This window comes from Acidovorax sp. SUPP3434, assembly GCF_030159015.1.
GTDB lineage: Bacteria > Pseudomonadota > Gammaproteobacteria > Burkholderiales > Burkholderiaceae_C > Paracidovorax.
The window spans coordinates 67,377-86,693 of record NZ_BQXL01000017.1; the positions used below are offsets into that span (position 1 = coordinate 67,377).

Annotated in this window: 15 protein-coding genes; 9 read left to right on the forward strand and 6 right to left on the reverse strand. The window is 69.4% G+C overall.

Annotated elements, in window-relative coordinates:
- Positions 1–90: 90 nt before the first annotated feature.
- The 3 genes from AVKW3434_RS20425 to AVKW3434_RS20435 all read left to right on the forward strand — a co-directional run bounded on the left by AVKW3434_RS20425 (position 91) and on the right by AVKW3434_RS20435 (position 2,843).
- Positions 91–1,101, forward strand: a complete 1,011-nt coding sequence (locus AVKW3434_RS20425; protein WP_284407283.1) for an NAD(P)-dependent oxidoreductase — start codon at positions 91–93, stop codon at positions 1,099–1,101.
- A gap of 56 nt (positions 1,102–1,157) precedes the next feature.
- Positions 1,158–1,964: a 4-hydroxy-2-oxoheptanedioate aldolase gene (gene hpaI, locus AVKW3434_RS20430; RefSeq protein WP_284407284.1), complete on the forward strand. Its 807-nt coding sequence runs from the start codon at positions 1,158–1,160 to the stop codon at positions 1,962–1,964.
- A gap of 192 nt (positions 1,965–2,156) precedes the next feature.
- The gene (locus AVKW3434_RS20435) at positions 2,157–2,843 is read left to right on the forward strand and encodes an IPTL-CTERM sorting domain-containing protein (protein ID WP_284407285.1); all 687 of its coding nucleotides are present in this window, start codon (positions 2,157–2,159) and stop codon (positions 2,841–2,843) included.
- 86 nt (positions 2,844–2,929) lie between these two features.
- On the opposite strand, the gene pmbA is transcribed toward AVKW3434_RS20435, so the two are convergent.
- Positions 2,930–4,339 (reverse strand): metalloprotease PmbA, encoded by a 1,410-nt coding sequence (pmbA, locus tag AVKW3434_RS20440; RefSeq protein WP_284407286.1) that lies wholly within the window; start codon positions 4,337–4,339, stop codon positions 2,930–2,932.
- A gap of 86 nt (positions 4,340–4,425) precedes the next feature.
- Between pmbA and yjgA the strand changes: the two genes are divergently transcribed.
- Together yjgA and mog are read left to right on the forward strand one after the other, a co-directional pair.
- On the forward strand, positions 4,426–5,091 hold the full coding sequence (gene yjgA, locus AVKW3434_RS20445) for a ribosome biogenesis factor YjgA (RefSeq protein WP_284407287.1): 666 nt from the start codon (positions 4,426–4,428) through the stop codon (positions 5,089–5,091).
- Positions 5,084–5,698, forward strand: a complete 615-nt coding sequence (gene mog / locus AVKW3434_RS20450) for a molybdopterin adenylyltransferase (RefSeq protein ID WP_284407288.1) — start codon at positions 5,084–5,086, stop codon at positions 5,696–5,698. Before yjgA ends, mog begins: the two co-directional genes overlap by 8 nt.
- A 106-nt stretch (positions 5,699–5,804) precedes the next feature.
- Here the strand turns inward: mog and cysE are convergent, their stop codons facing one another.
- On the reverse strand, positions 5,805–6,590 hold the full coding sequence (cysE, locus tag AVKW3434_RS20455; RefSeq protein WP_284402731.1) for a serine O-acetyltransferase: 786 nt from the start codon (positions 6,588–6,590) through the stop codon (positions 5,805–5,807).
- A 45-nt stretch (positions 6,591–6,635) separates the two neighbouring features.
- A complete protein-coding gene (locus AVKW3434_RS20460) occupies positions 6,636–7,439 on the reverse strand; it encodes an RNA methyltransferase (RefSeq protein ID WP_284407289.1) in 804 nt (267 codons plus the stop codon).
- Positions 7,440–7,576: 137 nt separating this feature from the next.
- Here AVKW3434_RS20460 and AVKW3434_RS20465 point away from each other — a divergent pair, with 137 nt between their 5' ends.
- Complete coding sequence (locus AVKW3434_RS20465; RefSeq protein ID WP_284407290.1) at positions 7,577–8,509, forward strand: inositol monophosphatase family protein; 933 nt, start codon at positions 7,577–7,579, stop codon at positions 8,507–8,509.
- Between the two features lie 92 nt (positions 8,510–8,601).
- Here the strand turns inward: AVKW3434_RS20465 and AVKW3434_RS20470 are convergent, their stop codons facing one another.
- On the reverse strand, positions 8,602–9,732 hold the full coding sequence (locus AVKW3434_RS20470; protein ID WP_284402728.1) for a response regulator: 1,131 nt from the start codon (positions 9,730–9,732) through the stop codon (positions 8,602–8,604).
- A gap of 12 nt (positions 9,733–9,744) precedes the next feature.
- On the reverse strand, positions 9,745–14,676 hold the full coding sequence (locus AVKW3434_RS20475; RefSeq protein WP_502869136.1) for a PAS domain S-box protein: 4,932 nt from the start codon (positions 14,674–14,676) through the stop codon (positions 9,745–9,747).
- A gap of 388 nt (positions 14,677–15,064) precedes the next feature.
- Here AVKW3434_RS20475 and AVKW3434_RS20480 point away from each other — a divergent pair, with 388 nt between their 5' ends.
- From AVKW3434_RS20480 to xth, 3 genes are all read left to right on the forward strand, one after another.
- A complete protein-coding gene (locus AVKW3434_RS20480) occupies positions 15,065–16,138 on the forward strand; it encodes a mechanosensitive ion channel family protein (protein WP_502869137.1) in 1,074 nt (357 codons plus the stop codon).
- Positions 16,139–16,268: 130 nt separating this feature from the next.
- Positions 16,269–16,637, forward strand: coding sequence for a response regulator (locus AVKW3434_RS20485; RefSeq protein WP_284407291.1), 369 nt, complete (start codon positions 16,269–16,271; stop codon positions 16,635–16,637).
- Positions 16,638–16,979: 342 nt separating this feature from the next.
- Positions 16,980–17,756 carry an exodeoxyribonuclease III gene (gene xth / locus AVKW3434_RS20490; protein WP_284407292.1) on the forward strand — a complete coding sequence of 259 codons (777 nt, stop codon included), beginning with the start codon at positions 16,980–16,982 and terminating at the stop codon, positions 17,754–17,756.
- 36 nt (positions 17,757–17,792) lie between these two features.
- Here the strand turns inward: xth and AVKW3434_RS20495 are convergent, their stop codons facing one another.
- Entirely contained in the window at positions 17,793–19,052 is a 1,260-nt protein-coding gene (locus tag AVKW3434_RS20495; RefSeq protein ID WP_284407293.1) for a hypothetical protein, read from the reverse strand.
- Positions 19,053–19,317: the final 265 nt, after the last annotated feature.

Consider the following 19,317-nt stretch of genomic DNA (forward strand, 5'->3'; position numbering starts at 1 on the left):
ACGGGGCGGGCGTGGCCCGGCCCGCCCTGCATTGCGCCTGTTCAGCTCGCCGACCCCATTTACCCATTTGCCCCACCGCACGCACGCGCCATGAACGTTTCCACGACGCCCGATCCGGTCCCATCCTCCCTGGTCCCTTCCACCGCCCCGTTCGATGTCCTCGTCACCGCCGCGCACTGGCCCGAGGCCGCGCAGGACCTGGTGCGCCGCAGCGGCGGCCGCGTGCATTGCATGGCCGAGCCCATCACCGAGGACACGCTGGCCGAACGGCTGGCCGCCACGAGCGCGCAGGCCATCGTGCTGCGCGGCTCCAAGCCCATCACCGAGCGCGTGATGGCCGCCGCGCCCGCGCTGCGCATCGTGGCCAAGAACGGCGCCGGGGTGGACAGCGTGGACCGGGCGGCGGCACAGCGGCGCCACGTGGCGGTGGCCGTGGCCCTGGGCGCCAATGCCGATGCGGTGGCCGAACACGCGCTGGCGCTGATGCTCGCGCTCACGCGCCAGTTGCCCGAGCTGGACCGGCGCGTGCGCGCGGGCGGCTGGGCCGACAGCCAGTGGCAGGGCCGGGATTTTCGGGGCAGCACGGTAGGCATCGTGGGCTACGGCAGCATCGGCCGCGCCACCGCGCGGCTGGCCGCCGCGCTGGGCGCGCAGGTGCTGGTGCTGCGCCCGGCGGGCCAGGCCGACGGCTTTGCCACCGAGCCGGACCTGCATGCCTTCCTGGCGCGCGTGGACATCCTGAGCCTGCACTGCCCCTTGACCGACCGCACGCGCGGCCTGATCGGTGCGCGCGAGCTGGACTGCCTGCGGCCCGGCGGCATTCTCGTCAACACCGCGCGCGGCCCGGTGGTGGAGGAAGCGGCCCTGCTGTCGGCGCTGCGCAGCGGCCACCTCGCCGGCGCGGGGCTGGACACCTTCGACACCGAGCCCCTGCCCGCGGACCACCCGCTCAACACCCTGCCCCAGGTGCTGCTGACGCCCCACGTCGCCGGCGTGACGCGCGATGCCGCGCTGCGCGTGGCCACCGCCACGGCGCGCAACATCGTGGACCACCTGCAGGGCCGGCCGCTGCCGCCTGGCCACCTGCTGGCCGGCGTCTGAGCCCGGCCGGCTACCCTTCGTTCTTCTTCCCCTTCGCTTCACGCACGACCCGCACCATGCCCGCACACAACCCCTTCAAATCCGCCCTCGCCGCCCGCCGGCCCCAGATCGGCCTGTGGCTGTCGATGGCCGACCCGTACCTGGCCGAGGCCGCGGCCACCACCGGCTACGACTGGCTTCTGATCGATGGCGAGCACGCACCCAACGACGTGCGCAGCACCTTGGCCACGCTGCAGGCCGTGTCCGCGCAGCCCGCCCAGCCGGTGGTGCGCGTGGTGGAAGGCAGCACCGCGCTCATCAAGCAGATGCTGGACATTGGCGCGCGCACCCTGCTCGTGCCCATGGTGGACACGGCCGAGCAGGCCCGGGCGATTGCCGCCGCCACTCAGTACCCGCCGCACGGCACGCGAGGCGTGGGCAGCGCCGTGGCCCGCGTGTCGCAGTGGAACAGCCGCACGGACTACCTGCAGGTGGCCGACGACGAGGTCTGCCTGCTGGTGCAGGCCGAAACGGTGACGGCGCTGCAGAACCTGCCCGCCATCTGCGCGGTGGACGGCGTGCACGGCGTCTTCATCGGCCCGGCCGACCTGGCCGCGTCCATGGGCCACCGCGGCAACCCCGGCCACCCCGACGTGCAGGCCGCCATCGAAGGCGCCATGCGGACCATCATCGCCAGCGGCAAGGCCGCCGGCACGCTCACCTCCGATCCCGTGCTGGCGCAGCGCTACCTGGACCTGGGCTGCACCTTCGTGGCGGTGGGTGTGGACGTGCTGATGTTCGTCGGCGCGGCACGCAAGCTGCGCGCGCAGTTCGGCGGGCCGGCGGTGGCGGCGGTGCCGCCCCAGTCGGGCGCCGCGTATTGAGCGGTCCCACCGGCTGCGTGGAGCGCGCGGGCGGCCTTCCTGGGAAACGGGGGGCCATCGGTGCCACCGCACTGGCTCGCCGCGCCAGAGCGGTGGCTTTCGAAATTGGCACCAATGCAACAGTTACAGAATCGTTTGCGGTTCCGCATTAAACTTTCTGGCGGTAACAATTACTAACCCTTGGAGGCGGTTATGAGAAAAATCCTATTGGGCACTGTGTTCGCCCTGGCGGCAGGTACATCGTTCGGTGCCACGGTCAACATCAACAGCACCGGCAACTACGCCAGCCTGCAGAACTACACGAACTGCACCACGACGCCCGCGAGCCTGTGCGCCAACTACCTGACCACGAACAACGTCACCGGCACCTTCACGACGGCCGGTAACCTGCCCGCCAGCGCCAGCAACCTGGAGATCGGCTCGACCGTCACCTCCTACAGCTTCTCCAGCGGCCTGGACACCGTGGCCTCCACCGACCCCAACGCCCGTCTGAACACGCTGCGCATCTCCACGGACGCCTCCGGCAACATCACGAACGTGAACCTGATGCAGGCCGTGCTGTGGATGACGGGCACCGCACCGCACACCACGGCGGACCGCTTCGCGGCCGTGATCGTCTCCGGCGCCACCAGCACCTCCACCCACAACTCCGGCTGCCAGAACACGGGCACGGGCAGCAGCGGCGCGACCGATACCTGCCTGACATCGACCGTGACCGACACCTCGCGCAGCACGGCCAACAACGCCCCCGTGAGCTACGCGATGGCCGCGGCCGCGGTGACGGCATCGCCCATTCCCACGGTGTCCGAATGGGGCCTGATCCTGATGGCCTCGCTGCTCGGCATGTTCGGCATCGCCCGCCTGCGCCGCCAGCGCTGATCGGCTTTCGTTCAGCCCAACAAAAAACCCGCCGCTGGCGGGTTTTTTGTTGGGGGTCGGTGCTTTCGGCACCGCTGCGGGTTGCGTCAGCTGCCCGCTACCTTCATGCGGTTCACGAGGATTGAGCCGACGGTCTTGGCGCCGTAGTTGTAGGCATCGGCGCCCACGGCCTCGATGCCTTTCAGCATGTCCTTCAGGTTGCCGGCGATGGTGATCTCATGCACCGGGTAGGCGATCTGGCCGTTCTCCACCCAGAAGCCGCTGGCGCCGCGCGAGTAGTCGCCCGTCACGTAGTTCACGCCCTGCCCCATCAGCTCGATCACGAACAGGCCGGTGCCCAGCTTTTTCAGCATGGCGTCGAGGTCGTCGCCCGCGCGGGTGCGGCGCGAGGTGAGCGTGAGGTTGTGCGAGCCGCCCGAGTTGCCGGTGGTCTTCATGCCCAGCTTGCGCGCCGAGTAGCTCGAGAGGAAGTAGCCCTCCACGCGGCCGGCATCCACCACCTTGCGGGGCGACACGCGCACGCCTTCGTCGTCGAAGGGCGAGCTGCCCTTGCCGCGAAGAATGAACGGGTCTTCCAGGATGTCGATGTGCTTGGGCAGCACCTGCTTGCCCAGCGAGTCGAGCAAGAAGGTGCTCTTGCGGTACAGCGCGCCGCCGCTCACGGCCTGCACGAAGCCGCCCAGCAGGCCGGCCGCCAGGGGCGACTCGAACAGCACGGGGCACTGCGTGGTGGGGATCTTGCGGCTGCCCAGGCGGCTCAGGGCGCGTTCGGCGGCGTAGCGGCCCACCTGGGCCGGCGCGGCCAGCTCGCGCGCATCGCGCATGGAGCTGTACCAGGCATCGCGCTGCATGTCGGCATTCTTGCCGGGCAGCGCGGCGATGGGCGCCACCGACAGGCTGTGGCGCGAGCTGGCATAGCCGCCGCGAAAGCCGCGCGTGTGGGCGCTGAAGAAGTGGCTCTGCTGGGCCGACACGCCCGCGCCTTCGCTGTTGGTGATGCGGCGGCTGGTCTGAAGCGCGGCGGCCTCGCATTCCATGGCGATGCGCGCGGCCTCCTCGCTGGTGATGGCCCAGGGGTGGAACAGCTCCAGCTCGCGGTGCGAGTCCTCGGGAGCGATGTCGGCCTCGTCCGGCAGGCCGGCCACCGGGTCTTCTGCGGTGAAGCGGGCGATGTCGTAGGCGGCCTGCACCGTCTGCTCGATGGCGGCGTTGGAAAAATCCGAGGTGCTGGCATTGCCGCGCCGGTGGCCGATGTAGACCGTCACGCCCAGCGACTTGTCGCGGTTGCGCTCGACGTTCTCCAGCTCGCCCTTGCGCACGCTGACCGACAGGCCGCAGCCTTCGGAGGCCTCGGCGCCGGCGTCGGTGGCGCCCAGCTTCTTGGCGTGCGCCAGGGCTCGGTCCACGAGGTCTTCGAAAAACGGGCGGGTGTAGCTGAAACCGCTGTCGGGTGTCTTCGGGGCGGCGCCGGCGGCGCGTGGGCTGGGTGTATTCATATCGGCGGCTATGATACTTGCCGCCTTCGGCGCCAAGGTGCCGAAGCCTGTATGGGCACACGCGTGCCCCTCCCATTGCCCCCACCATGTCACGCAAACCCAAAAAAGGCTACTACGTGCGAGGCCAGTTCGTTGCCGAAGGCAGCGAGCTGGACATCGAACTGAAAGCCGAGCTCAAAGGCACGCACGAAGCGAGCCGGACCGACCTGAAGCGCGAGAGCGATGCGCTGCAGAAGCTCGGCGAAGACCTGCTCACGCTGCGCGCCGACCTGATGGAACGCCTGCAGTTGCCCGAGAAACTGCGCGACGCGCTGGCCGAGGCCAGGCGCATCACCAACTTCGAGGGCAAGCGCCGCCAGATGCAGTACGTCGGCAAGATCATGCGCCAGCTCGATCCCACCGCCGTGGCCGCCGCCCAGGCCGCGCTGGACGAGCAGCACAACGGATCGGCTGCCGAAAAGCTCGCGCTGCACGCCTCCGAGCGCTGGCGCGACCGGCTGATCGCCGACGACGCCGCGCTGCCCGACTGGCTGGAGCGCTTTCCGCGCACCGACACGCAGCAGATCCGCGCACTGATCCGCCAGGCGCGCAAGGATGCGCAGCCCGAGGGCAAGGTCGCGAACGTGCAGGTGTCCGAGGGCCTGGCCCCACGCAAGGGCCGCGCCTACCGCGAGCTGTTCCAGCTGGTGCGCGAACAGATGGAAGACGCGGCCACCCACGCCCGCCACGAAGAAACCGGCCGCGATGCCTGAGGCCGTGGCACCTGCCGCGACCGGCGGCTTCGAGCCGGTGCGCATCGGCATCGTCTCCATCAGCGACCGGGCCAGCACCGGCGTCTACGAGGACAAAGGCCTGCCCGCACTGCAGGACTGGCTGGCCCGCGCGCTGCGCAACCCCATCGCCTTCGAGCCCCGGCTGATCCCCGACGACCAGGCCACCATCAGCGCCACGCTGATCGAGCTGGCCGACACCGCCGGCTGCAGCCTCGTGCTGACCACCGGCGGCACGGGCCCCGCCCTGCGCGACGTGACGCCCGAGGCCACGCTGGCCGTGGCCCACAAGGAGATGCCGGGCTTCGGCGAGCAGATGCGCCAGATCGGCCTGCGCTTCGTGCCCACGGCCATCCTCTCGCGCCAGGTGGCGGTGGTGCGCGGCAGCACGCTCATCATCAACCTGCCCGGCCAGCCCAAGGCGATTGCGGAAACGCTGGAAGGCCTGCGGGGCGAGGACGGCAGCCCGGTGGTGCCGGGCATCTTCGCCGCGGTGCCCTACTGCATCGATTTGATCGGCGGGCCGTACCTCGAAACCCACGAGGCGGTGTGCAAGGCGTTCCGGCCGAAATCGGCCGTGCAGCGCTGATGCTATATTTTTTATAGCACAACGCCTTAGTACTTATTGCGCTGCAGGCCTTTTTTGCTTGAACATCGAAGCCGGGGCCAACACCGACCACCGGCCAAGGCGCCGGCTACTTCCCCACCAGCTCGTTGAGCTTGTCCGCCTGAAACTGCTCCTCGCGCGCCGCGTCGCAGGGCACGCAGTCCTTGGCCGGTGCCTGCGGGTTGGCCGAAAGCTTTTCGATGGCCTGCCACAGCAGCGCGATCTGGTGCTCCTGCGACGACGCGTTGTCGATCAGGCCGCGCATGGCCTGCGAGAGCGGATCGTCTTCCTGCGTGATGCCGTAGGCAGTGAAGGGGCGCGCGGCCTGCGGCTCGGTCACGTCGGCGCTCTGGCCGGCCTTGGAGGGGATGATGCGGGCCGGGATGCCCACGGCCGTGGCGCCTGGCGGCACGGGCTTGATGACCACCGCGTTGCTGCCGATCTTGGCGCCGTCGCCCACCTCGAAGCCGCCCAGCACCTTGGCGCCGGCGCTCACCACCACGTCCTTGCCCAGCGTCGGGTGGCGCTTGGCGCCCTTGTAGAGCGAGGTGCCGCCCAGCGTCACGCCCTGGTAGATGGTGCAGCCGTCGCCGATCTCGGCGGTCTCGCCGACCACCACGCCCATGGCGTGGTCGAAGAAGACGCGCTCGCCGATCCTGGCGCCCGGGTGGATCTCGATGCCGGTCATCCAGCGCGCGAAATGCGAGATGAAGCGCCCCAGCCACGGCAGGCCGTGGCGCCAGCACCAGTGCGCCGGACGGTGCAGCCAGATCGCGTGCAGGCCGGGGTAGCAGGTGACCACCTCCCAGGTGCTGCGCGCGGCGGGGTCGCGGTCGAGGATGCACTGGACGTCGGAGCGCAGGCGGGCAAACATGGGGTGGTGGGGCGTGGGGGCGCAGCGGAAAAAGAGCCGCCGAGTCTAGCGCTTTGCCTGCGCGGCGCCGGTCATGGCCTTGGCGACACCGCGCAGGATGTGGATTTCCTCGGGCGTGAGTTGCGCGCGGTTGAACAGCTGGTTCAGGCGGGGCATGAGCTTCTTGGGCGCGGCGGGGTCGAGAAAGCCGATGTCCACCAGCGCGCGCTCCCAGTGCGCCAGCATGCCGGCCACCTGCGCGGCGTCGGCGCGCTCGGTGGCGGGTGCTGCTGCCGCCGCCGCGCCGTCTTCTTCGGCGGCGGCGAACCCGCCGAGCGCCATGCGCCATTCGTAGGCGACGACCTGGATGGCCGCGCCCAGGTTGAGCGAGCCGAACGTGGGGTTGGTGGGAATCGACAGCGCCACGTGGCAACGGTACACGTCGTCGTTGGCCATGCCGAAGCGCTCGCTGCCGAACAGGAAGGCCACGCCGGCCTCGGCGGTCGGTGTTGGAGTCGAATCGGGCTCCAGCGCATGTTTTTCTATGGCATGCCGCTCACTTTTCAATAGCAATTCGAAGTGTTCGCGCGGCGAGCGCGTGGGCGGGCCGAAGTCGCGCGGGGTCATGGCGGTGGCGCACAGGTGGCTCATGCCGTCCAGGGCCTCGTCCAGCGTGGCGACGATGCGCGCGTTCTCCAGCACGTCGAGGGCGCCGCTCGCGCGCTGGATGGTTTCCTCGCGGCGCAGCACATTGGCCCAGCGCGGGGCAACGAGCACCAGGTCGCCGAAGCCCATGGTCTTCATGGCGCGAGCGGCGGCGCCGACGTTGCCGGCATGGCTGGTGTGGAGGAGGATGAAACGGGTCTTCATGGCGCGCGGTCGGTGAAAAAAGGCAGTACGGGTAAAATCGCGCGCTCATTGTCGCCGTCCGCATCGCCGGGGCGCCATTCCCCGTTCCTGAACCGCCAGGCCGCCCTTGCCGCGCGCCCGGCCCACGCCACAATCCAATGTCGACCAATCTGCACCCCATGCTCAACGTGGCCATCAAGGCCGCACGCGCCGCCGGCGCCATCATCAACCGCGCGGCCCTGGACGTGGAATCCGTGCGGATCTCGCAAAAGCAGATCAACGATTTCGTGACCGAGGTGGACCACGCGAGCGAAAAGGCCATCATCGAGACGCTGCTCACCGCCTACCCCGGCCACGGCATTCTGGCCGAGGAATCGGGCAGCGAGTACGGCGCGAAGGATTCGGAGTTCGTCTGGATCATCGACCCGCTGGACGGCACCACCAACTTCATCCACGGCTTTCCGGTCTATTGCGTGAGCATCGCGCTGGCCGTGCGCGGCAAGGTCGAGCAGGCCGTGATCTACGACCCGACCCGCAACGACCTCTTCACCGCCACCAAGGGCCGCGGCGCCTACCTGAACGAGCGCCGCATCCGCGTCTCCAAGCGCACGCAGCTCAAGGAATGCCTGATCTCCACCGGCTTTCCGTTCCGCCCGGGCGACAACTTCAAGAACTACCTGAACATCATGGCCGACGTGATGCAGCGCACCGCCGGCCTGCGCCGCCCCGGTGCCGCCGCGCTGGACCTGGCCTACGTGGCCGCGGGCTACACCGAAGCCTTCTTCGAGACCGGCCTGTCGATCTGGGACGTGGCGGCCGGCTCGCTGCTGGTGACCGAGGCCGGCGGCCTGGTCGGCAACTTCACGGGCGAGGCGGACTTCCTGGAGCAGCGCGAATGCCTGGCCGGCGCACCGCGCATCTACGGCCAACTGGTGCCCATCCTGAGCAAATACAGCCAGTTCGCCAGCGCCGGAGACAAGGCGGCCGTGCGCCAGGCGGCGGCCAACCTCTCGCTGCCCACGGACGGCCTGGACGACGTGGTGCCGGCCACCCCGGCCGAGGACGGCGAAGCCGCCACCGGCGCCCGCTGACCCATCCGCGCCCGCGCAAAGGGATTGCCGCTGCGGCCCATGGGCCGCGCGGCAGTCCCTTTTTTCTTTTCGGGCCTGCGGCCCGTGCCGGGCTATTCCGGGTCGGGGTACTTGAGCGCGATGTCGCGGAAGTCGTCGGCCAGGTCCACGAAGGCATCCACCATGTCGGGGTCGAAATGCGTGCCGCGGCCCCGCACGATGGTGGCGCAGGCCTGCTCGTGCGAGTACGCGGGCTTGTAGATGCGCTTGCTGATGAGCGCGTCGTACACGTCGGCCACGGCCATGAGCCGTGCCGAGACGGGAATGGCATCGCCCGCCAGGCCCTCCGGATAGCCGCTGCCGTCCCACTTTTCCTGGTGGCTGTAGGCGATCTCCTTGGACACGCTCAGAAAGGCCACGCGCATGCCCAGGCGGCGCTCGGCGTCCTCGATGGCATTGCGGCCCAGCGTGGTGTGCGTTTTCATGACCTCGAACTCTTCCACCGTGAGCTTGCCGGGCTTGAGCAGGATGCGGTCGGGGATGCCGATCTTGCCGATGTCGTGCAGCGGCGCCGATTTGTACAGCAGCTCGATCATGCGTTCGGTCAGCGTCTGCTCGAAGCGCGGGTGCAGGCGCAGGTGCTCGGCCAGCGCCTTCACGTACAGCTGCGTGCGGCGGATGTGGTTGCCCGTCTCGTTGTCGCGCGTTTCGGCCAGGGAGGTCATGGCCATGATGGTCACGTCCTGGATGGCCTGCACTTCCAGCGTGCGCATGGCCACCTCGCGCTCCAGGTAGGCGCTCTTGTCGCGCAGGAAGTCGGCGGTGGCCTTCAGCGCCAAATGGGTGTGCACGCGCGCCAGCAGGATGGGCGGGCTGATGGGCTTGGTGATGTAGTCCACCGCACCGGCCGCCAGGCCCGTGCGCTCGTCGTCCGAGGTGGAGCGCGCGGTGAGGAAGATCACCGGGATGTCGCGCGACTGCGGATGCGCCTTCAGTTGGCGACAGACCTCGTAGCCGTCGATGCCCGGCATCATGATGTCCAGCAGGATCAGGTCGGGCGGCGGGGACGACTGCGCGATCCGCAAGGCCTTCTCGCCCTGGTTGGCGACCTTGACGTGGTAGTGGTCACGCAGCAGCGTGCCCATGAGGGTGAGGTTGTCGGGCGTGTCGTCCACCACCAGCACGGTGGCGATGGGTTTTTCGACAAAGAGGGACTCGTCGGCATAGAAATGGGGAATGTCCATGGGGTGGTCCTGTCATGCGGCCCCGCCTGGAGAAGGCTCGGACCCGTCGAGGTCCGATTGCGCCGCGGCATGCAGCGTGTCCAAGGCCCGCTCAAACTCGAAACTCCGGGTATCCGATTCCAGCGCGGCGAACGCCGCGCCCAACGCACTTTCCAGCACCGGCCTATTTTGCTGCAGATGGTCCACGGCGGCCGGGTCGTCGGCCTGCAGCAGCACCTGCAGGCGCTGCAAGGCCGGGCGCAGCGCCATCGGCGCCGGCTGGCCCGGCAGCGCATCCGCCGGCAAGGGGTCAGCGGGTTGCGCCGCCGCCGCCCAGGCGTCCAGACCTTCCAGCAACTCGGCCACGCGCCGGTCCACGCCGTCGCACAGGCGCTGCAGCGCCGCGCTGCGCTGGCCGCTGCGCAGCGCCTGCTCCAGGGCCTCGGCCTCGTGGGACAGCGGCTGCGCGCCGATGTTGGCCGCCACCGAGCGCAGCGTGTGCGCCAGCCGCTCGGCCTGCTCCCAGTCCTGCGCCCGCACCGCGCCGGACAGGTCGCGCGCCACGTGCCGCTGACCTTCCGCGAACCGGCGCAGCATGTCGGCATACAGCGCGGGCCGGCCCAGCGCGCGCTGCAGCCCAAGCACCGTGTCGAGCCCCGGCACGCCCTGGGGCAGTTGAGCGGACCCTGCCATCGCGGCGGCGGTCGCGGCCGAGGCCCCGGTGCCCGTCGGGCCGGCGGCCACCGCGGGCCTCGCCGCCCCGCCGGCCTCGTCCAGGCGCACGCCCAGCCCCGGGCGCGGCCGGATCCACCGCGCCAGAGCCCGCCAGAGCACTGCCGGCTCGATGGGCTTGGGCACATGGTCGTTCATGCCGGCGGCAAAGCAGCGCTGGCGGTCGGACTCCATGGCGTTGGCGGTCATGGCGATGATCGGCAGGTCGGAGTGGCGCGGGTCCGCGCGCAGCGCACGCGTGGCGGTCTCGCCGTCCATCACGGGCATCTGCATGTCCATGAGCACGGCGTCGTAGTCCTGGCGCTCGATGCATTCGAGCGCGGCCTGCCCGTGCGCGGCCACGTCCACCACGAAACCGGCATCGCGCAGCAGCTCCAGGGCCACGAGCTGGTTCAGTTCGTTGTCCTCCACCAGCAGCACGGTGGCGCCGCGCACGGCCAGCGGCGGCTGGTCGCTGCCGGGCTGGGCCAGGTGGGCCTGCGTGGGCATCCAGCCGTGCTCCAGCGGCTGCATGAGCGTGTCGTACAGCACCGAGGCGCTCACCGGCTTGACCAGCACGGTCTCGATGCCCTGCGCGCGGGCGGCGAGCATGACCTCTTCGCGCCCGTAGGCGGTGACCATGAGCATCTGCGGCACGCGGTCCAGGCCGATCTCGCGGATGCGGCGGGCCAGCTCGATGCCGTCCATGCCCGGCATGTGCCAGTCGATCAGCAGCAGGCCGTAGGGATGCCGCTCGTCGATGCCCTGGCGCAGCGCGGCCAGCGCCTGCAGGCCGGACTCCACCTCGGTCGTCTCGAAGCCCATGGCCTGCAGCATGTCGGACAGCACGGTGGCCGCCGTCTGGTTGTCGTCCACCACCAGCACGCGGCGCCCGCGCACGCCGAGCGGCGGCAGCAGTGCGGGAACGGTCATGCCGCAATCGAGCGGCAGCGTCACCCAGAAGGCCGAACCCTTGCCGGGCTCGCTTTCGGCGCCCACCTCGCCGCCCATGAGTTCGGCCAGGTTCTTGCAGATGGCCAGGCCCAGGCCGGTGCCGCCGTAGCGGCGCGTGGTGGACGCATCGGCCTGCTGGAAGCTCTGGAACAGCCGCCCCATCTGCTCGGGGGTCATGCCGATGCCGGTGTCGCGCACCTCGAAGCGCAGCAGCACGCGCTGGCCGGCGCGCTCGAGCACGCGCACCAGGATGTGGATCTCGCCGCGCTCGGTGAACTTGATGGCGTTGTTGGCGAAGTTGATGAGGATCTGCCCCAGCCGCAGCGCATCGCCCACCAGGTGCGCGGGCACGTCGGCGGCGGCATCGAGCACCAGCTCCAGCCCCTTCACGCCCGCCTTGTAGCCCACCACGTCGGCCACGCCCTCCAGCATGCGGTCGAGCACGAAGGGCTGCTTTTCGACGATGAGCTTGCCCGCCTCGATCTTGGAGAAATCCAGGATGTCGTTGATCACGCCCAGCAGGTGCTGGCCGGCCTGCTGGATCTTGGAGACGTAGTCGCTCTGGCGCGGCGTGAGGCCCGATTTGAGCGCCAGATGCGACATGCCGATGATGGCGTTCATCGGCGTGCGGATCTCATGGCTCATGTTGGCCAGGAAGTTGGATTTGAGCGCCGTGGTCTCCTCCGCCATCTCCTTGGCGCGGCGCAGCTCGCGCTCGGCACGCTGGCGGTCGGTGATGTCCACGAAGGTGCCGATGACGCCGCCCGGCGTGCCGTCCGGCCGCTGGAACCCGTGCAGCCAGAACAGCGTGTGGTGGATCTCGCCGTCGGCATACGGCAGGTCCACCTCCTTGTGCACCGACTGCGCACCGCTCAGCGCGAACTGCGCATCGGAGTCGAAGGCGGCGCGCTCGGCCTCGGACAGGTAATGCAGGTCCAGCACGGTGCGGCCGATGAGGTCGTTGCGGCGCACGCCGAAGGCGCGCTCGTAGGCCCGGTTGAAGCCCACGTAGCGCCCCTCCGCATCCTTGTAGAACAGCGGCACGGGAATCGCGTCGATGAGCGCCTGCTGGAACACCAGCTGCTCGGCCACCTGCGCCTCCAGCAACTTCTGGTCGTTCACGTCCACCTGCACGCCGATCAGTCGCCGCGCGCGGCCTTCGTCGTCGCGGATGATGCGCGCCGCGCACAGGAACCAGCGCACCTCGCCATCGTGCCGCACCACGCGCCAGGAGTCCTGCAACTGGCCGTCGCTGCCAGCCAGCGCGCTGTCGATGCGCGCCTGGGCGCGGGCCCGGTCTTCGGGGTGCAGACGGTCGAGCCAGTCCTGCAGGCTGCGCCCTTCGGGCTGCGGCGGCACGCCGTACAGGGATTCGAGCTTGTCGCTCCACACCAGCCGGTCCGAGGCCAAGTCCAGATCGAACACGCCCACCTTGCCGGCCTCCTGCGCCAGCGCCAGGCGGTCATTGATCTCGCGCATGGCCTCCTCGGCCGCGCGCGTCTCGCTCACGTCCTCGATCACCCACAGGCATGAATCGCTGAAGCCGTCCATCTCGAGGCTGCGGCCGGACACGCGGGCCTCGAACGTCGTGCCGTCCAGGCGGTGCAGCGTGCAGACCTCCCGGACCGCCTCGCCCGCCGCCAGCCGGGCGCCGGTGCGCTCCAGGAACACGCCATGGCCCTGCGCGCCGCCGAATATCCGCGATACGGAGTGACCGAGCAACTCGGTGGCCGAGCCTTTCATCAACTCGGTGAACGCCGGGTTGAACTGGCGGAACACGCCGTCGCACACCAGCAGGATGGGCGGCGCGTTGTCGAAGATGGCGGTCTGCTGGGCCAGCAGGTCGTTGAGCAGGCGCTCGCGCCGCTGCAGTTCATGGTGGGCGGTGATGCGGTCGGTGACGTCCTCGTGCAGCCCGACGATGGCGATGCGCCGGCCCCGCTGGTCGAACACGGGCGAGAGCGTCGCCTCTTCATGGAACAGGGTGCCGTCCGCCCGGCGGTTGATGAATTCGCCGCGCCAGGACTGCCCCGACAGCAGCCGCGCCCACAGCTGCTGGTAGGTCTCGGGCGGCGTCTGGCCGCTGGAGATGACCGAGGGCTTCTGACCACGCACCTCCTGCAGCGTGCGGCCGCTGTTGCGCTCGTACTCGGTGTTGACCCATTCGATGCGCCCTTGCGCGTCGGTGATGACCACCGCCACCGGGCTGGTCTGCAGCGCCGCGCCCAGCACCTGGAACCGCTCCATCGCGGACGCCATGCGCGCGCGGTGGCGCAGCATCTCCAGCATCATGCCGCCCATGAGCAGCAGCAGGGCGAACGTGCCGCCGCCGATCAGCCAGCGCCGCGACGGGGGCAACAGCGCGCTCACGTCGTCCAGCGCGACGAGCTGCCACGTGCCGTCGGGGTCCTTCCAGTCGAGCGGGTGCTTGTCGAGCGCGTAGGTCGTCCCGTTCACCACCACCTCGCGCGCATCGAGCCGGAACGGCAGCGCCGACGCCACGCCGTTGTCGAAGACCTTGCCGAACTGCCGCTGGTCGCGCACGGCATCGATGCGAGCCTGGGTGAGCGGCGGCGCCATGGCGTAGCGCCATTCGGGCCGGGTGGCCGAAAAGGCCACGCCCTTGGGCGACATCAGCAGCATGGGGTAGCCCGAGCGGGCCATCTGCGCATCGAACGCGTCGAACGCCACCTTGACCATCACCACGCCGATGATGGCGCTGGCCGGAGAATCGCCCTCGTACAGCGGCGCGGCGTAGTACAGGCCGCGCTCCTGCGTGTTGCTGCCCAGGGCCGGGTACACGTTCACGCCGCCCCGGATGGCCTGCTGGAAATACGGCCGGTAGGCCAGGTTGATGCCGGTGGACGGCGCGCCCGGCGTCTCGTGCGCCACCACGGTGCCATCGCGGGACAGCACGTACACGCCGCTCATGAGGAACCGGCCGCGCACCACGGCCAGGCGGGCGAGCGCCTCGGGCGCATCGGGGGGCAGTTCGCCGGTCGCCACCTCTTTCAGCGCGGGCTCGCTGAGCCCCAGCAGCGTCACGGCACCGAGGATCGGGCTGCCCATGCTCTGGTTGAGCAGCGAATCGGCCGTGTGCGCCAGCTGGCGGCTGCGCTCTTCCCCCCGGCCCGCCGCGCGCACATGCGCCACGGTTTCGACCACCAGCCACGCCCCGAGCAGCGCCATGGCAACGACCAGCGCGGCACCGCGGCGCCACCGCCAGTCGCCCATGGCGTGGTCGTGCAGGCCGCCGATGCCGCCGGAGCGGGTGCTCACCGCCATGGGACGGTACCCCATGCCGCTGGCCGGCCCCGGGGGCCGAAGGCGGTCGCGCAGGCGGCGCGCACGCTATGCATTCCTGGAGACACCATCACAGTCGCTTTGAACCTTCCATCACGGCAGGACACACACACTGGTCAGGACATGCCCGAGGGGCACGCGCCCTGCAGTATGTCAAAACGTAACAGTTCTTGGAACCTTTTACTTCCAAGCAGTTTTTGGACAATCGGGATGTACCCGGCCCCGGCCCCTGCGGTCAGGGCACCTCCCAGTAAAAACCGGGGGGTTTTATCGGCCTTACCCAAGTCCCATCTCGCCCGGCCGGCGAGCGGCAGCCCCGAAGCGGCCCGCCCATCCCGCCGCCGTCTCTTTTCTTGCCACCCCATCCCAAGGAGCCCCCTCGACGATGCTGGATTTTCTGTCCCTCTCCCCCTGGCTCGCCACCTTGCTCGGCGCCAGCCTGGCCGCCATGGCCGGTGCCATGGCCCACCGCATCGCCGCGCTGCTCGCCCTGCGGGCCACGCGCGGGCTGCCCGTGCTGCAGACCGTCGTGCAGGCCTGCGTGCCCGCCATGCGCGTGCTGCTACCCCTGTTCGCCACGCAACTGGTCTGGGTGGCCGCGGCTGACACATTGCCCCACCTCGGCACGGTGCAGCACCTCACCGGGCTGGCGCTCATCGCGGTGACGGCCTGGGCGCTGATCGCCGCCATCGGCGGGGTGGCGGACGGGCTCATCGCCCGCTATCCGGCGAACGTGGAAGACAACCTGACGGCGCGCCGCGTGGCCACGCAGGCCCGGGTGCTGTCGCGCACCGCCATGACGGGCGTGGTGATGGCCGCCGTATCGCTCATGCTCATGACCTTTCCCGGCGCCCGACAGGTGGGCGCCAGCCTGCTGGCCTCGGCCGGCGTGGTCGGCATCGTGGCCGGTATCGCGGCACGGCCCGTGTTCAGCAACATCATCGCGGGCCTGCAGATCGCGCTGGCCCAGCCCATCCGAATCGACGACGTGCTGATCGTGCAGGGAGAATGGGGCCGTGTGGAAGAGATCACGGGCACCTACGTGGTGCTGGCCATCTGGGACGAGCGGCGGCTGATCATCCCGCTGCAGTGGTTCATCGAGAACCCTTTTCAGAACTGGACCCGCACCAGCTCGCAGATCCTGGGCACCGTGTTCCTTTTCGCGGACTACCGCCTGCCGCTGGACCCGCTGCGTGCCGAACTGGACCGCATCCTGGAGACGGCACCGGAGTGGGACCGGCGTGTGAGCGTGCTGCAGCTCACCGACGTGACTGAGCGCACCATCCAGATCCGCGTGCTGGTCTCGGCCCGATCGTCGGGCCTGGCGTTCGACCTGCGCTGCCGGGTGCGCGAGGCGCTGGTCACCTTCATCCAGCGCGAATACCCCGACTGCCTGCCGCAGGTGCGCGGCCCGCAGGAAGCCGCGCGTGCCGACGCATCGCTCGCCCCGCTGCCATGACGGCCACCCACAAACCCCTATTGCAGGCGCGCCGTTGGCCAGACAGGGCCGGCGGCCGTGCCATGTCTTTTGACATAGCCGGTTCGAGCGCTTGCAGGTATAAAACGTGGTTACTAGAAAGACGAGCGGAATGACCCAAAGGGCGGCGGAAATACTGGTGGTGGACGATCATCCCGAGACAGCGGAGCTGGCAGCCATGGCCCTCCAACTGGATGGTTTTACCGCTGCGATTGCCAACAGCGGCGCGGACGCGCTGAACTACATCGAAAAGCACCAACCAGCCTGCGTGCTGCTGGATTTCGACATGCCGGGCATGGACGGACTGGAATTGGCGCGGCGCGTGCGCGAAAAGCACAAGGACGACATCGTTCTGATCGCCCTGACCGGCTGGACGGACACCAACGACCGCGTCACCGAACTGCTGGCGGTGGTGGACCACCACTTTCTCAAGCCCGTCGACTGGCGGCGCCTCACGGGCATCCTGTCGCCGCTGCGCTGACCGCCTTCGCTGGGCCAAGGTTGCGGCTTCAAGGCGCCGCGCATAAGCCCCCTCCCCGGCCTTGACGACGCCTTCGTTCTCCGCCGCGCGGCCTGCCGCCTTCGGTTTCCCCGCGCGGCCACTCATGCCTCTTTTCCCGGCCATTGCAGGCCTTCTCGACCCAAAGCGGCACGGCATTCGGCCCTACCCGACACCGCAGCGCCCCCTCGCCCAGCAATTTCGCGTGGGGCGTCCCCCACCCGGGGGAAAATCGGCGGACTCATCCCCGCGCGAAGCCACACGGCCGCAAGCGGGGGATGCTCCGAAGACGAACGGCGCGTGCGCCAACAAGATGGGTCGAACATGAAACTTGCCACCTGGAACATCAACTCCCTCTCCGTGCGCCTGCCCCAGGTGATCGCCTGGCTCGCCGACAACCCCGTTGACGCGTTGTGCCTGCAGGAACTGAAGCTGGTGGACGAAAAGTTTCCCCACGACGCGTTGAAGGAGATCGGCTACCACGCGGTGGCCTTCGGCCAGAAAACCTACAACGGCGTCGCCATCCTGAGCCGCAGCCCGCTGCGCGACGTGGTGCGGAACATCCCCGCCCACGAAGACGCGCAGGCCCGCGTGATCGCCGCCACCCTGGACACCCCGGACGGCCCCCTGCGGCTGGTGAATGGCTATTTCGTCAACGGCCAGGCGCCGGGGTCGGAAAAATTCGCCTACAAGATGCTGTGGCTCGAAGCGCTGCACCGCTGGCTGCGCGAGGAATTGCAGGCGCACCCGCGCCTGGCCCTGCTGGGTGATTTCAACGTGGCTCCCGAAGACCGCGACTCGTTCGATCCGGTGGGCCTCAAGGACACCATCCACCACACCGTGGAGGAACGCGGCCACTTCCAGCAGCTGCTGCAACTGGGCTTGACCGACGCCTACCGATTGTTCGACCAGCCCGAAAAGAGCTACTCGTGGTGGGACTACCGCATGCTGGGCTTTCAGAAGAACCGCGGCCTGCGCATCGACCACATCCTGGTGAGCGAAGCGCTGCGGGCGCGTGTGACGGCCTGCACCATCGACCGCGCGCCGCGCAAGAACCCGCAGCCCAGCGACCACGCACCGGTCGTCGCCACGCTGGACTGACCACCGAAAACGCGCGGCCCCGCGGGCTGCCAGCGGTCAGCGACGGGCCGCGCCCGCCAGCCCCATTTCCACATCCGACGGCCTGCGGGCGGTGGGACCCAGGCGCTCCTGCGCCCAGGCCATTACGTTGGGCGCCTGCTGCCAGCCGTCCTTGATTTTCCGGGCGGCGTAGGCGCCGCCCTGGGCCACATACGGGGCCCCGATTTCGATCAGCCCCGACATGAGTCCGAACAGCATGACCGACGAGGCCCGCTTGCCCGCCAGCATGCCGGCATCGGCCCGGTCGGGGGGCAGCTCTGCAGGCGATCCGGCTAGGTCGATGCTGGCGTTGGCGGCAAAGAGCTCGGACGCGAACAGGCCCACCGTGGCCACCACCGCGACCGGCACGGGCGAGGTCACCAGGGATTTGGCGCCCTGCAGCGCCGACGGGCCCATGGCCTTGATCCTGTCGCCCCAGGAGGCCTGGGTCTTGTCGATGACTTCGGGCAGGTCGTCTCGCAGCAGCATGCGGGCGTCATATGGCACCGTCTGCGACAGCTTCATCACGTTTTTCGCCCCGGCGGCCAGCATGCCGCCAAACCCATCGATGAAGGTCGCGTCGATGCGGTCCGCCCAGGCACGGTTCACGCTGTGGTCGCCCCGGCCCTCGATGGCCGCCTGGATGTAGGGCTCCACCGTCCTGGGCAGGTTCTTGGCCACGTTGAGCCCCGCCGAAACGCCCGCGTTCTTGACAATCTCTGCATGCGGATCCGGCCGCAGCGACGCCGGCAGCCGGGCGTTGCCGCCATAGTCGTTGTAGATGCCGGGCTTGATGATGGCTCCGCCAACCACGCTGGTGAACACATCCACCGCACCCACGCCGACGCCCACCGCCAGCCCCAGCAGGGAGGGGTTCTTGAGCAGCGCCAGCGGCAGCATCGCCACCAGCTTTTCGTTGGCCGCCGTCATGGCGGCCATGTAGCCCGCGCCGTCGGCAAAGCCCATTCCGATAAAACTCAGCGTCGCATCGTGCCGCCACGCCTGGCTCAGGAAATCGTGGAGCTTCTTCGGGGTGTCGATGCCTTTCGTGAAAAGCACTTCGGTGTTGCGCTCCAGCCGCGCGACCACGTCCGGCGCCTGCGCGGCGCCCGGGCCCAGGAGCGAGGCGATCGTGTCCTCAGCGGCGTCATGCAACGCCTCCTCCCGAGGGAGAGACGTCCGGGCGGAGAAATAGACCGAGGTCCGGTCAGACACGCTTTCGGACAGGTCGATCTCGACGAACGAAGCGGCCTCCAGGGAGGAGATGGACCCAGGCATGGCGGCATGCTCGCCCCCGGCCGGCCGTACCGACCCGGGTGGCCGCGACAATGCGGCCCGGGGCGAAGGCGCGACGGCGTCGCCGCGCGGCCTGCCAGAGCGTGGAAAAAGCGGCTGGAGCCCGCCCGAAGACGCCGTGGTTTGCGCACGGGAGCGTTGCGGGGGCGCGTCCGTGTTGGCGTTGGTCTCGCGCCGATCGGCACCAGGAAAGCTCTGCCCCCGTTCAGGGCCCGGCCGCCGGGCAGATACCGGGCTGCTGTGGATT